Source organism: Anaerolineae bacterium, assembly GCA_013178015.1.
Lineage (GTDB): Bacteria > Chloroflexota > Anaerolineae > DRVO01 > DRVO01 > Ch71.
Window position 1 is genome coordinate 1 of record JABLXR010000022.1, and the last position, 13,076, is coordinate 13,076.

Consider the following 13,076-nt stretch of genomic DNA (forward strand, 5'->3'; position numbering starts at 1 on the left):
ACCACCGGACCCACCGCTGTCATCTGATCAGAGGAGAGTGTGCTATACTGCACCTTGAGCCTCCTTGGTTAGTGCTTGCTTCTCAGCTTTACAATAACCAAGTGAGGCTCGCTTCGCATCCCCTCCGGCTCACCCCTTGCTCCGCTCACCTCCCCGACTTTGAGAAAGCCCTACGTGGAAGAGGCCCTGTCCATCGGACGGAGGCAAGGGGAAGAGAGGGCGCCGTCCCCTACAGGTAGCGCAGCCAGAGGTAAGCACTAGCAAGAAGGAGGGACATGACGGTGGTGCTGACCCCGTACCGGAGGAAGCGCCCAAAGCTGATGGGATAGCCGCTCCGCTCCGCCAGGCTGGCTACCACCAGGTTCGCCGATGCTCCCACGAGAGTTGTGTTCCCGCCCAGACAGGCCCCCAGCGCCAACGACCACCAGAGCGGCCGGGCAGGCATGGACTGGGCCAGGCTACGGACTATGGGGATCATGGTGGCCGTGTAGGGGATGTTGTCCACCATCCCAGAGACGAAGGCCGAGAGCCAGAGGAGGATCATGGAAGTGAGAGGAAGGCTACCGCCGGTAAGACGGACGGCGGCCCGGCCCACAGCCCCTATGATCCCCACCCGAACTACCGCCTCCACTAGGATGAACAGGCCTACGAAGAAGGCTAGGGTCGTCCACTCGATGTCGCGCATGATGTCGTGAGGATTGGCCCGGCCCCAGATCAGCAGCACCGTCGCCCCGGCAACAGCAATGGTGGCCGGTTCCAGCCCCACCGCACCGTGCACCAGGAAGCCTCCCAGGACACCGACCAGTACCACCACCGCCTTGGCCAACAGAGGCCGGTCGGTGATGAGGGCCGAAGTGTCTAGAGCCTCCACGTCGAGAGCCTGCGCCCGGCCGGCCCTCAATTCACGACGGAAGAGCAGACCCGCCAGGCCCACCAAGAGCAGCAGGATGGAGAACGATATGGGCGCCAGGTTGGCGGCGAAGGTGACGAAGTCTATATCGGCGGCGCTGGCTATGAGAATGTTGGGAGGATCGCCGATCATGGTAGCGGTGCCTCCGATGTTGGAAGCCAGGATTTCTACCATGAGAAAAGGCAGAGGGTTCATGCGCAGGTTGGCGGCCACCAGCAAGGTCACTGGAGCCACCAGTACCACTATGGTGACGTTGTCCAACACCGCCGACGCCAGGCCGGTGACCAGCGTGAGCACCGCCATGATGCGGAAGGGGTCGCCCTTGCCCAGCTTCACTGCCTGCACGCCCACCCATTGGAATACGCCGGTCTCTCTCAGTACGTTGGCGATGGCCATCATGCCGGCCAGCAGGAAGATCACATTCCAGTCCACCGCGTCGAAGGCGTGTTCCTGGTCCACGATCCCGGCTAGGATCATGAGAACGGCACCCAGTACCGCCGAGAGAGCGCGCGGCACCCTCTCGTTCACGATGACGGCATAGGTGAGGAGGAATATGGCGCCGGCCAGGAGGGCCTGGTTCATAGGCAGGACTCCGTCGGGCTAGCTGCTGCACGGGCCCCCTCCTCGCGGCCTCGTCCGTGGGGAGCACCAATCGGCCTTGCCGCCTGGGAAGCTGAAGCCCGGTTGGAGTCTGCAGACACACCAGGGACGCGTCCACGTTGGGGGACGCTCATTCATACCAGATGTGGCCCGAAAGGGAAAGGGTGACCGGAGCACAGGCCTACGGGCGCTGCCACCTACTCTGCTCGCCGATCGCGGGAGGGAGTCCGCCCGCCCACGCCTAGACTCCCACTTCCTGGGGACTCCATCTCCTGCCGACAAGTGCACCCTCTCCCTGTAGAACCGTGAGGCTACCGGCCAGAGCCCCTGTGCGGGTGTGCGGCGATGGGTGCACCTCCCGGGGGAGACAGAACTGGAGCTGTCGGCTCGGCTGGGTAGGCGCGTGGATCCGGTCATCCGCCGCGCCATCGAGCGTAGCGCGAACCCCTTCCGGCGCTAGGACATTCTAGGTTGCGCGAGGCCCCTCTATGCCGGGTGATGCGGCGACACTGGTAGACGTGTTGCGAGCACTTCGGCCCGCCACTCGCTTGGATGAATTGTGGAGCACCATCCAGGGTGACACGCCGAAGCTAGAGGAGGTGCCGGAACCCTAGGTGTCTGGAGAGGACCTGCATGTCCTCGGGGGGCCCTACAGGTCCGGCGCGAAAGCGTACGTCCGCTCCTCCAGATAGCTCGACCCCAGCGGTTGCACCCGAAGGAGCGCCGCCTTGCCCAACCGCTTCTGCAGCTCGGCCGCCACCTGAACCAGCCTCTGGCGGGCCTTGCGCTTCTGGAACAGCGTCAGTTGCTTGCCCATCTGGGGCGCCAGGGCCTCGGCCCGCAGCCCCAACTCCACCACCGGCCCACCGATGATTCCCTCCAGGCACCGCCGGGCCACGTCGGCCATTGCTGGCGCCAGCGCCGTCGGCTCTTTCAGCGTCACCTCCCGGCTCTCCTTTTCCCCTGACTCCACCTGCCACATCACCCGCAGGGACACGCAAGACCATCCTTCCCGGCGCAGTCGGCCCGCCACCTCCTCCGCCAGCCGGCCCAGCGCCGTCTCCAGGTCTGAACAAGACACGAGCGCGGGGTCGAACTGCCTCCCGGCTTCCACCTCCGGCAGCAGAAGGGAGGAGCGGTAAATCTCCACCCCTCCGAAGAGGCTCCAGCCGCGAGTCCGGCTCACGTCGTTCGTGGCCAGCCGCCAGGCCTCCAGCCCAGGCAGGCCGAACTGCGCCTGCATGGCCACCCGCCCCAGCCCGGCCACGTCGCCCAGGGTGTGTAGGCCCAGCAACCTCAACCGCCGCAGCATTTCCCGCCAATCCGAGTCCGGCGCCGGCAGTACGTCCAGAGGCAAGGGAGCAAGGAAGGCCATCTCTTTCCCCGGCACCACGATGCATATACGCCTGCCGCCGTGCCGGGCCGCCATGGCGGCAGCGAATTGCCCCCCGGCGATTCCCACCCGTGCCGCCAGTCGATCGCATCCTCTCTCCTGGAGCAGAGCTTCACCGTCCCCCTCCGGCGAGGTGCCTGGGGCGGCCCTCCTCCACTCTTGCAGCACCAAACGCGCCAGCGTCCTCTCGTCGCCCACGAGCCGATCCAGACCTCGCACTCCCATGAAAGCTAGGCCCAGGGAGGGCGAAGCCACCTCCGGCGTCAGGCGCAACAGGGGCGCCAGGCTCTCGCGGTGCCACTGCCGGTAGTGGTCCTCGTCCGCCGGCACCGGCACCGCCTGGGGGCAGAGCGACAGCGCCCGCGAGAGTAGCATGCCCTCCCGCACGCCCGCCTCGGCTGCCCGCCCGCAGCCCTCCACCACCACCGGCCGTCTGCCGCCGTCGTAGATCACCACCGGCACCGGGGTCAACTCCGGCCGCCGTACCCTCTCGACCAGAACGCGAAACTGAGGCACATATAGGCAAAGCACTCGATGTTGTCTCATGTTTCCTCGCATATGATCCGTGATACGTGATACATGACGCGTGATACGTGACCCGTGACTCCCGAGGTCACACCGTTCCCAGTCACGTATCACGCATCACGCATCACGTATCACGTATCACTTCCCTCCCACCAGCAACCTCTGTTCGTACACGCCCTTCCGACGATCGAAGTGGGTCTCTATCTCCAGCACTCGCCGGACCGATGCTCCCACGCTCACCACGTCCATGAGCTCCTGACCCACGTTGGGCCGGGCCAGCAGCCACTCGCCCTGCCATGCCCACCGCTGCCGGCGGAGGGCGAACTCCGCCGCCCCGGCCGCGGTGACGTCGGTGCCGGGATTGATCCTCGCGTCTACCACCTTGCGCACCGAGGCCAAGCCCGCCTCCGCAATGGCTTCCAGGTCCAGTGCTTCGCCGTAGGCTTCCTCGCCGAACACCTGCACCCAGGTGCCCTCCGGTTCCCTCTCGCTCAGGGCGCTCTCCAGCAGGGGATGGTCGTCCAGATAGGAGTAGCAGACCTGATCTTCCGGGGTGAACACCCACGCCCGTACCGAGGGCCAAGTCTCCTCCTCTTCCGGGTCGGTCGAGAAGCGCAGCTCACAGCCGCAGTAGTCCAGCACCCGCTCCACCAGCCCGCCCCAGGGCTGCCCCACGCCCAGAGAGAAGCGCGGCGGTGTACCGGAGCAGTAGAGCGTGGAAGAGCCGTCGTCGCCGTAGACGAACCCGAACCGCTCCAGCGCCTCCGCCAGCACGTTGGCAGGCGAAGTCTGCCACTCGTAGGCCCGGTCGGCCGGGCTGCGCCAGAGCTTGCCCCAGCCATCGTAGCAGCGCAGCACTACCTCCGGCCGCCTGCCCCACCGGCGCACCACCTCCTCTACCCAGTACGGAGCCCGGCACACCCACTCCGATCCCTCGGCGGTGACGTATCCCTCCCGCAGGCACACCTGTCCCCCAGGCCGGAGGACCGACGGCGAGCCGTCGCCGTCCAGCGTCAGCTCTAGCCGGCCCTCGCCTCGTCGTGCGCTATGGGCGCGATAGCGGGCCACATCCCCCGAGACGTCCACCCACTGATCCGGCCCGCCGCCGTACACCGCCGCCTTCCACACCCGCGAGGCGGAGCCGAAGTAGATCTCTTCCCCCCAGGAGGCCGCGCCCGGCCCGCCGGCCGTCTCCGCTTCCAGGGGCACGAAGTCTCCCGCTGACACCGGCCCCGTCAGCCCCAGGCGCAGCAGGAAGAGATGCCCCAGCCGGCTGCCCTGGCCGGTGTTCTGCACCAGGAACAATCGAGGACGGTCCCCCGGGGCCGCCACCAGGGCTGGCTGGGACCAGGTGAAGGCGGGGGCATCGCCCACCAGCACCGCTCCCCGGTAGGTCCACAGCCGCAGGCCCTCCGCCGTCAACTGCAGGTGATAGAGGCGCACTGCCGGTCGGGTGGTGTCCTCGAAGGCGCCGCAGAGGACGAAGTGCACGCTGCTGTAGCTCTCGTCCCCGCCGACGCTCACCGCCGCCAGCCCGGCGGCGCCGTCTCCCGCATCCCGAGGCCAGGCCGCCCCTTGCCACTGCCCCTCCCGCAACCAGGCCACGTACACCAGGTCGTCGGGATCCTGCGTCTGGCCGTCGTCAGCGACGAGACAGATGCAGTCGTGCGCCGTGGGGCACACCGCCGCTACCGAGGTGAGGCGACAACCCGCGTCAGCCTGGTAGACGATCTCCGGCGCCGACCAGGTGAGCCCGCCGTCCTGGCTGCGGCGGCACAACAGCGTGCCTCCCGACCCGCCCACGTACAGGAGGTAGGCCCGGCCAGTGGCGGCCGCCAAGGCCACCTGCGCCTGTGGGTCCACCGCCGAGGCCATCAGCGTCCAGGCATCCCAGCCCGACGCCGCCCCGACCTGCGTCCGGCACAGGTAGAGGTTGCCGCTCTCCTCCACCCGGGCCCGCAGCACGTAGCCGTCGCCAGGCGCGCCGGTGCCCGTGCCGCAGGCTAGGGCACAGGGGCCGTCTTCCTCCGGGCCGGAGTACACGTCCTGCGGGCGCAGCCGGCCCACTCCCACGTGTCGGTCGTCCACCGTCACCCGTACGTACGGCCGCGCCGACCGACTCTTCTGGGCCGAGAGCAACGTAGGCGATAGTGCGAGCAACTGATCCTCCCTGGAGCCACGAACAAGCACGGAAGTGCCGCTGACGCCATGCCGAGTGTCGCACGTGGCGGCACCGCAGACACCCCGGCCACGTGGCCGGGGTGTCTGCGGCGGTCTCGGCGTTTTCTGCGGCTAGGATGCCTATATCACCCCCTGGCGGCGCAGGAATGTCTCCGCCAGGTCAATGATGCGTTCCACCGAGGCGGAGGCCATCTCCGCCTGAGCAGCGGTGTACGTCTCACTTGGTACAGCCGGAGAGGGTAACCCGTGTGGATAGCGGGTGGGAATGTAGAATTGGTCCAACTGGGCCGCCTCTGCAGCCAGATCGGCGAAGGAGGGTTCATGGACACTGCACTGCTTCGCCAATTCGGCGACCGAGTGACCCCAGATCACTCGACTCCCCTGGCTGAACAAGACTGCCTTGAGCGCCTTCTCCGCAGCCTGCTGGGCATGGAAACAGGCGGCGGCGTAATGTCCGGCGCCTACAAGAGTGTGCACGACGGCGAGGTCCGCGCGGGCCTGGCTGAACCAGCGTCGTGCTTCAGTCTGGCGGACGTTCATATAGAACCGCCCCTTCTCGCTGCACCACCCAACCCAGACCGACCTCACGCATGCGTTCGAATTCCTCCGGCGTGTACACCAGTATCTCAGCCGGACGACCGAATTCCACCAGATAGGGCACCATCTCGCGCAGCCTCTCCAGGAAAGGAATCTCGGTGCGCTTGATGACGATCACATCGTAGTCGCTATACTCGTCGGCCTCGCCCCGCGCCCGCGATCCGAAGAGAATGATCCGCTCCGGGTCGTAGCGCCGCAGCAGATCCACCAGCCTCTGAAGGTCGGGGTCGGAAAGCCGCCTTTCGCCTGTACGCGTCGCCGCCATCTTCCACTCCGATGCGCTCATTATAGACTCGCACTCAGAGAGGAGGGAAGCGCTCTCCTTGAGCAGAGTGAAGACGGGCCGAAGGTCAGGTCCCCTCCAGGCCTTCGGAGTACTACCATACGGTCACCCACCAATCGCTTGCCGGACCCGAGCGACGAGCATGAGCCCTGCATCCACTACAACTGCAGAACTTCCCTCCCACCTGCGAGAGCTCTTCTGGGACTATGACTTCGAGGCTCTGAGTTGGGAGGAGGACCAAGACCTCATCATCGGCCGCAACCTGGCCGCCGGCAACTGGGACGCCATTACCTGGCTGCGCTCCCTCGCCGGCGACGGCGCCATCCGCCGCTGGCTGGAGGAGCATCGCGGCGGCGGTCTCAGTCCCCGCCAACTCCGCTTCTGGCAGCTCATCCTGAGGCTACCTCGTCACCAGGTTGACGCCTGGGTCGAAGGGCGGCAGACCTGGGATCGGCGAATGGAACGATGACCTTCCACCCCGAAGTCCTGTACTAACTGTACCCAGCCCCCACCGGCAACTTGGCCCTCCGCCGCATCCTTGACGGCTCCGCTCATCAACTCTATGCTCCAGCCACTGCTGCCTGAACAACCGAATAGACTTTGTGGCCGCAAGCGGGGCATGTCCCCATTCCTCTGGCCCAAGGAGGGTCACATGGCGCGCAAGAGTGCAGTTAAGCTCCTCGCCCTTCCCCTGTTGGTCGCCCTTCTCTGCGTCGGGCCGGCACTGGCCGAAGAACCCCCCGACCTCTCCGCTCAAGCTGCTCTCGGCAGCGCCTTCACCTACCAGGGCCGCCTCCTCGACGACAACGCTCCCGCCAACGGCAGCTACGACTTCGAGTTCAAGCTCTACGATGGCAGTGACCCGAGCACCGCTACCCAGGTCGGCAGCACCTTTGCGGTGAACGACCAGGCGGTGAGCGGCGGTCTCTTCACCACTGCCCTCGACTTCGGCAGCGCTCCCTTCAATGGCCGAGCCCTCTGGCTGCAGACAGGTGTGCGCCCGGGCAGTAGCAGCGGCAGTTACACTGCTCTCTCTCCGCTCACCGCCCTGACCGCTGCTCCTTATGCTCTTTTCGCCCTCAATACCGCCGGCAGCCCCTATGCAAACGTTGTTGTCGTGGCCAAGCGCGGCGGCGACTTTAGCACCATCCAGGCAGCCCTGGACAGCATCACCGGCGCCAGCGCCATGAACCATTATCTCGTCTGGGTGGCGCCCGGTGTCTACAACGAGAATGTTACCATGAAGCAGTACGTGGACATTGAGGGTGCGGGCGAACTGGCGACTAAGATCACCGCCGGCGGCAGCAGCTCCCTTGACTCCGGCACCGTCATCGGAGCGAGCAACGCCGAGCTGCGCCTGCTGACGGTGGAGAACACCGGTGGGGACACCTACGCCATCGCCCTCGTGAACAAGACAGCTACCCTTGCCCTCACTCACGTGACCCTGCGCGCCTCAGGAGGAACCACTGGCAACACTGGTATAAGGAGCAGTGACAATTCGCTGCTTGGTCTCAGGGACGTCACCATATACGCCTCTGGCGGTAATGCTGCTATTGGCGTGCAGAATCGCAACTCTGTTGGGGGAGTTGTCATGGTCGATACGGTCATCTTCGCTGCCGATGGCTCAGTCGGCAATGCCGGCGTAACCAACGAGAGCGCCAGCTGCATCATCAGCCAAAGCGGCATCAGCGCCTCTGGCCCGGCGGCGGCAATAGACGTTGGCATCTACAATCTGGGCAGCGTCGGCAGCTATGGGGTAACGGTGAACCACTCACAGGTGCTCGGCACTGACAACACCATCTACAACGATGCCGCTTTCCAATCGCGCGTGGGGGCTTCACAGCTTGCTGGCGGCCCAGTACACAATGTTGGCCCGGGCTCGGTGGTCTGCGCCATGGTCTACGACGAGGGCTATACACCCTTTGCCGTCGCCTGTCCGCCATAGGAGGTTGCTGCTATGAGCAAGCGCTTCATCCTCGCAGCCCGTGTCATATCCCGTAGCATAGGGTCTCGTGCCCGTTTCCACGCCCACAAGGGGCTATGCTACATCGCCGTCTTCCTAGTGATCGTGATCCTGGCCATCGCCGGCGGCGCGGCCCTGGCCCAGACCGGCGGCCCCTACGACCTCACCTGGCACACCTTCGACGGAGGCGGCGGCACCACCTCCGGTGGTCCCTATGCCCTCTCCGGCACCATCGGCCAACCCGACGCCCAAGTCATGACCGGCGGCCCTTACACCCTCCAGGGAGGCTTCTGGGGCGGCTCCGCCTCCGGCATCGTCGTCTACACTCCCCTGGTGCTGCGGAACGCGGGGTAGGTGAGACGCTCTCGCCCTTCCATCAGGAGGATCAAATGACACACAAGAGTATCCTGAGATTCCTTGCCCTTGGACTGCTGGTCGCTTTTCTTTCCCTCACGCCAACCGCCGCAGCCGAAGAGCCGTCCCTAACCGCCCAAGCGCCGGTCCCTGTTGCCTTCACCTACCAGGGCCATCTGCTGGACGGCGGCAGCCCGGCCAATGGCGGCTACGACTTCGAGTTCAGGCTCTTCGATGCCTCTACCGGAGGAAGTGAATGGATGACCTCCGTCACGGTAGAGGACGTAGCCGTGAGCAACGGCGTCTTTACGAGCATACTCGACTTCGGATCTAACCCCTTTACGGGACCGCTTGTCTGGCTCCAGGTGGGCGTCCGCCCCGGGTCCAGCGACGGTTCCTACACCATCCTTACCCCTCGCACCCCTCTCACCGCCACTCCTTATGCCCTGGGCTTGCGCTTCGGCACCACCATGATCGGCACCGGCAGTGGGCTCACCGTTGCCAGCAGCGACTCCGGCACGGCAATTCTGGGTCAGAGCAATGGCGGCTATGGCGTCTACGGGGCCAGCAGCGGCAGTGGCGCCGCCATCATGGCCGCCGGGAATGGGCGCATCAAGAGCAGCGCCAAGTCCTACGTCTTCGTGCCCGGCAACCTGGCCGTGCTCCACGCCGCCAGCGTCAATGCCACCTTGCAGTACTGGGGCCAGGGAGACGTCTCCCTGGTGTCCTCAGGCGCTGGTGACAAGCAGATCGTCTTCCCCGTGACCCTGCCCGCCATCCTCTATGCTCAGCCGGTGCGGGTGGAGGAAGTCTCCTTCACTTTCAAGCCCACGGGCGCGGGCAGCACTCCCACTCGAGTGGAAGTCTACCGGGCTAAGATGGATGGCACCTACCGCGTTATAGCCAGCGTGGAGGGAGCCTACATCTGCGAACCGGCCGGGTCGTGGTGCCCACCGGTTACCCTCGACATCACCAGCGACAACGTCCTGGCAGCCGACGACGGGCAACTGGCGGTGCGCATCTACTGCAACATCCCCTCCGGCGGCAGGATCGAGTTCACCGGTGTGCGGGTGCGGCTGGGACACAGCTAGGAGAGAGATGAACATAGCCCAGGGAGACCGGCACGCTCCCTACCGGCCTTCATTCTCCACAGGAGGCGTAACGTGAAGACTCGAACCATGATGCATCTGGCTCTCTGGCTGCTTCTTGCTGTCCTCCTCTGCGCCTCGCCGGCCGTAGCTGATGAGCCGGACCTTTCCGCCCAGGCCGCCCTCGGTACCGCCTTCACCTACCAGGGCCGCCTCCTCGACGACAACGCGCCCGCCAACGGCACCTACGACTTCGAGTTCAAGCTCTACGATGGCAGTGACCCGAGCACCGCCACCCAAAGGGGCAGCACGATCACCGTGGACGATCTGGCCGTGACCAACGGCAACTTCACTGTCTCCCTCGACTTTGGAGGAAGCCACTTCAATGGCCAGGCCCTCTGGCTGCAGGTAGGGGTGCGCCCCGGCGCCAGCAGCGACCCCTACACGGCACTGTCGCCGCTGACGGCCCTCAATGCCGCCCCCTACGCCCTCGGGTTGAGGCCCGGAGCCAGACTGACCGGCACAGTCAACGCGGAGCCCATGTTTGCTGCCACCAACACCGGCACTGGAATGGCCCCCGTTGGTGTGTGGGGCAATAGTGTCAACGCTGCCGGCGTCTACGGTCAGAGCACCCATAGCATTGGCGTCAGCGGCGTCGGCCCCGTGGGTGTGCAAGGGTACAGTGCTACCGGAGGCGTGGCAATCAGAGCCTCTGGTACCGGCGTCATCCAGAGCACTGCCAAGTCCTACCTCTGGATCAGCGGCAACTCCCTGCAAAAGGCAGACACGAACGACACCACCCGTTTCCTCTACGACTATTACGGTGGCTATTACGTGTACGGAGGCACTGATTGGGTTCATAACAAGACCGTCGTGCTGCCGGTCACCATTCCCGGCCAGTTGTACGGTCAGAACGTCACCATGACCGGGCTCCGCTTGTACTTCTCCACCTCAGATGACCTCACCGGCATTACCATAGTCGCCATGCGCAGGCAGAACGGGGTGGGAGCAGGCGATGAAATCTTTCGCGACGACACAGACCGGGTCTGCCCGGGGGCGCAGTGCGTGCAGCATTGGGACCTGACGACAAACAACGTCCTCAGCGACCAGCGCGGCATCGTCTACCTCGCCATCCAGTGTGGCTTTGCTGGCAGTGGTTCCTGGGTGCAGATCGGCGGCGCCCGCCTGACCCTGGAACACGACTAGAGGAGGCGTGCCATGCCACAGAGCCCAAGACCTCGCGCCCACAAGAGCCTCTACCTCGGAACGGTCGTCCTGCTCGCCCTGCTCCTGGTCGGCGGCGCGGCCCTGGCCCAGACCGGTGGCCCCTACGACCTCACCTGGCACACCTTCGACGGAGGCGGCGGCACCACCTCCGGTGGTCCCTATGCCCTCTCCGGCACCATCGGCCAGCCCGACGCTCAAGTCATGACCGGCGACCCCTACACCCTCCAGGGAGGCTTCTGGGGCGGCTCTGCCTCCGGCATCGTCGTCTATACTCCCCTGGTGCTGCGGAACGCGGGGTAGGTTGTAGGCTATAGGTTACAGGGGATAGGGAGGCAGCTCTTGCTTCTCGTTCCCTATCCCCTGTGATCTGCTTCTGGCAAGAGCTCACAATCGGGGGAAGACTCGTAAGCCGCGATCCCGACCCCGAGAACCCCGGAACTGGAGGCTGCAAGGCCGGCCCCTCGACCGCCTGAGGGGGCGAGCCGACGGCAATCTGGCGGCCTCAGGTCTCCCTTGAGGAGTCCGCCCCCCTGAGGCGTAGCGCCACCCAGACAGGGACGCCTGCTGCCATAGATCTCCTCGCGCGTGGGCGCGCGAACTCCTCGAGGGTTGTTCGCTCCTTCCCCTGAGGACTCCGCGCCCCCACCCCACGTCTCCCACTGGAGCCCTTTCGCGCGTGGGCGCGCGAACTCCTCGGGAGCCGTCGGCCCTTTCCCTGAGGAGTGGGCCGGCGAAGCCAAGCTACTCGAGGGCCTGAGAGCGGAGCTACGAGAGCTTGAGGATGCCCGCTACCAGCTTCCCTGAGTACGCTCCGCCAGTACAGGTTCCAGGGGATAGGACCGTGGGGAGTAGAGCTCTCGCTGGAGATATGCCCCCTATCCCCTGTAACCTATCCCCTATCCCCTATAACCTATCCCCTGCCCTATCCCCAACTCACCCACGCCGGCGCTGATGCCGGGCGCAACGCCTTCAGCCGCGCCCGGAACAGGGCCAACATGGACTGCCCCCAGTCGCTCATCATCCGAGCCGCGCCCGAGGGCCAGGAGTACTCCCGCGCCATGGAGGCCGCCTTGGCCAGAGCCGCGTACCCCGCCGCCCCCGTCACCAGCAGGCTGAGCCACTCCCGGGGCACCGTCGTCTCCGACGCCCCCTCCAGCCCAGAGATGGTATGCTCCCCGGCGTAGAGCACGTGCACCATGTCGCCCGGCGCCGGCTCCACCACCGTATACAGATGGGCCACCCCATCCCTAACCTCGAAAGGCACCACATTGGGCGGATACGATCCTCCCTCGTAGGGCCACCACACCTCCTCTACCCACAACAGCCCCGCCAGAGAAGCCAGGGGCACCTCCCGCCCGCCCAGGTCAAGAGTGACGTCACCGCTCAAGCTCAGCGGCAGCCGCTGCGATACGTCCGCCAGCGCTAGGCTCAGGGCCGCATCCAACTCCTCCTCCGTCCACGATGACCCAGCCCGGTCCTTCAGCAAATCCATCAACGCCGCCCGATAGCCACCTATGTCGTCAGCCAACGCAACCTCCCGTGTGACCCCGAGGGGGGAGAGGGGGAGACGCGGAGATGGGGAGACAGGGAGACACGGAGACAGGTTGGCTCCCCCTCTCCCCCTCTCCCCCTCTCCGCGTCTCCTCAGTACCTACACACCACCACCGCATCCCCGGCGTTGTGTTCGTCCAGCATCATCACCAACACCCGGTCGCCCACCTCCAGCGCCGTCACCTCCAGGCTCACCGGCACTGCCTGGAGGTAGGTCGAGATCGAACCCACCGGCTGCACCGTGGCCGTGTGAGTCTGGCCGTCGAACCCGCGCACCACCGCCCGCACCATTCCCCACTTTGGCCCTTTGTCCGCCTCGACCACCTTCACCTCCCCAAGGCGCCTTCCTCCACCCACCGGTACCACCTCTCCCCTTCGTATCGCCTAGTACCTCGGTACCATTT

The 13,076-nt window shown here is 65.7% G+C and carries 13 protein-coding genes; 6 read left to right on the forward strand and 7 right to left on the reverse strand.

Going from position 1 to position 13,076, the window contains the following annotated elements; all coding sequences use genetic code 11:
- Nucleotides 1-229 precede the first annotated feature (229 nt).
- The 5 genes from HPY83_09840 to HPY83_09860 form a co-directional block, all read right to left on the reverse strand.
- Entirely contained in the window at nucleotides 230-1,492 is a 1,263-nt protein-coding gene (locus HPY83_09840; protein NPV08245.1) for an ArsB/NhaD family transporter, read from the reverse strand.
- 667 nt (nucleotides 1,493-2,159) lie between these two features.
- Entirely contained in the window at nucleotides 2,160-3,449 is a 1,290-nt protein-coding gene (locus HPY83_09845) for a hypothetical protein (GenBank protein ID NPV08246.1), read from the reverse strand.
- Nucleotides 3,450-3,566: 117 nt separating this feature from the next.
- Nucleotides 3,567-5,588: a hypothetical protein gene (locus HPY83_09850; protein ID NPV08247.1), complete on the reverse strand. Its 2,022-nt coding sequence runs from the start codon at nucleotides 5,586-5,588 to the stop codon at nucleotides 3,567-3,569.
- Between the two features lie 141 nt (nucleotides 5,589-5,729).
- Nucleotides 5,730-6,149 carry a HEPN domain-containing protein gene (locus HPY83_09855; GenBank protein ID NPV08248.1) on the reverse strand — a complete coding sequence of 140 codons (420 nt, stop codon included), beginning with the start codon at nucleotides 6,147-6,149 and terminating at the stop codon, nucleotides 5,730-5,732.
- Entirely contained in the window at nucleotides 6,130-6,492 is a 363-nt protein-coding gene (locus tag HPY83_09860) for a nucleotidyltransferase domain-containing protein (GenBank protein NPV08249.1), read from the reverse strand. The genes HPY83_09855 and HPY83_09860 overlap by 20 nt, the downstream gene beginning before the upstream one ends.
- 139 nt (nucleotides 6,493-6,631) lie before the next feature.
- Here HPY83_09860 and HPY83_09865 point away from each other — a divergent pair, with 139 nt between their 5' ends.
- The 6 genes from HPY83_09865 (at nucleotide 6,632) to HPY83_09890 (ending at nucleotide 11,421) form a co-directional block, all read left to right on the forward strand.
- Entirely contained in the window at nucleotides 6,632-6,958 is a 327-nt protein-coding gene (locus HPY83_09865; GenBank protein NPV08250.1) for a hypothetical protein, read from the forward strand.
- A 183-nt stretch (nucleotides 6,959-7,141) separates the two neighbouring features.
- A complete protein-coding gene (locus HPY83_09870) occupies nucleotides 7,142-8,434 on the forward strand; it encodes a hypothetical protein (GenBank protein ID NPV08251.1) in 1,293 nt (430 codons plus the stop codon).
- A 12-nt stretch (nucleotides 8,435-8,446) separates the two neighbouring features.
- A complete protein-coding gene (locus HPY83_09875) occupies nucleotides 8,447-8,806 on the forward strand; it encodes a hypothetical protein (protein NPV08252.1) in 360 nt (119 codons plus the stop codon).
- A 35-nt stretch (nucleotides 8,807-8,841) separates the two neighbouring features.
- A complete protein-coding gene (locus HPY83_09880) occupies nucleotides 8,842-9,897 on the forward strand; it encodes a hypothetical protein (protein ID NPV08253.1) in 1,056 nt (351 codons plus the stop codon).
- A 72-nt stretch (nucleotides 9,898-9,969) separates the two neighbouring features.
- Entirely contained in the window at nucleotides 9,970-11,100 is a 1,131-nt protein-coding gene (locus tag HPY83_09885) for a hypothetical protein (GenBank protein ID NPV08254.1), read from the forward strand.
- Between the two features lie 12 nt (nucleotides 11,101-11,112).
- Entirely contained in the window at nucleotides 11,113-11,421 is a 309-nt protein-coding gene (locus HPY83_09890) for a hypothetical protein (protein ID NPV08255.1), read from the forward strand.
- Nucleotides 11,422-12,043: 622 nt separating this feature from the next.
- On the opposite strand, the gene HPY83_09895 is transcribed toward HPY83_09890, so the two are convergent.
- Nucleotides 12,044-12,649 carry a hypothetical protein gene (locus HPY83_09895; GenBank protein NPV08256.1) on the reverse strand — a complete coding sequence of 202 codons (606 nt, stop codon included), beginning with the start codon at nucleotides 12,647-12,649 and terminating at the stop codon, nucleotides 12,044-12,046.
- A 116-nt stretch (nucleotides 12,650-12,765) separates the two neighbouring features.
- A complete protein-coding gene (locus HPY83_09900; protein ID NPV08257.1) occupies nucleotides 12,766-12,996 on the reverse strand; it encodes a hypothetical protein in 231 nt (76 codons plus the stop codon).
- Nucleotides 12,997-13,076: the final 80 nt, after the last annotated feature.

Bases quoted from the DNA above. Each gene is read 5' to 3' on its own strand.
- HPY83_09840 (NPV08245.1), bottom strand. From the start codon at position 1,492: ATGAACCAGGCCCTCCTGGCCGGCGCCATATTCCTCCTCACCTATGCC.
- HPY83_09845 (NPV08246.1), bottom strand. From the start codon at position 3,449: ATGAGACAACATCGAGTGCTTTGCCTATATGTGCCTCAGTTTCGCGTT.
- HPY83_09855 (NPV08248.1), bottom strand. From the start codon at position 6,149: ATGAACGTCCGCCAGACTGAAGCACGACGCTGGTTCAGCCAGGCCCGC.
- HPY83_09860 (NPV08249.1), bottom strand. From the start codon at position 6,492: ATGAGCGCATCGGAGTGGAAGATGGCGGCGACGCGTACAGGCGAAAGG.
- HPY83_09865 (NPV08250.1), top strand. From the start codon at position 6,632: ATGAGCCCTGCATCCACTACAACTGCAGAACTTCCCTCCCACCTGCGA.
- HPY83_09870 (NPV08251.1), top strand. From the start codon at position 7,142: ATGGCGCGCAAGAGTGCAGTTAAGCTCCTCGCCCTTCCCCTGTTGGTC.
- HPY83_09875 (NPV08252.1), top strand. From the start codon at position 8,447: ATGAGCAAGCGCTTCATCCTCGCAGCCCGTGTCATATCCCGTAGCATA.
- HPY83_09880 (NPV08253.1), top strand. From the start codon at position 8,842: ATGACACACAAGAGTATCCTGAGATTCCTTGCCCTTGGACTGCTGGTC.
- HPY83_09890 (NPV08255.1), top strand. From the start codon at position 11,113: ATGCCACAGAGCCCAAGACCTCGCGCCCACAAGAGCCTCTACCTCGGA.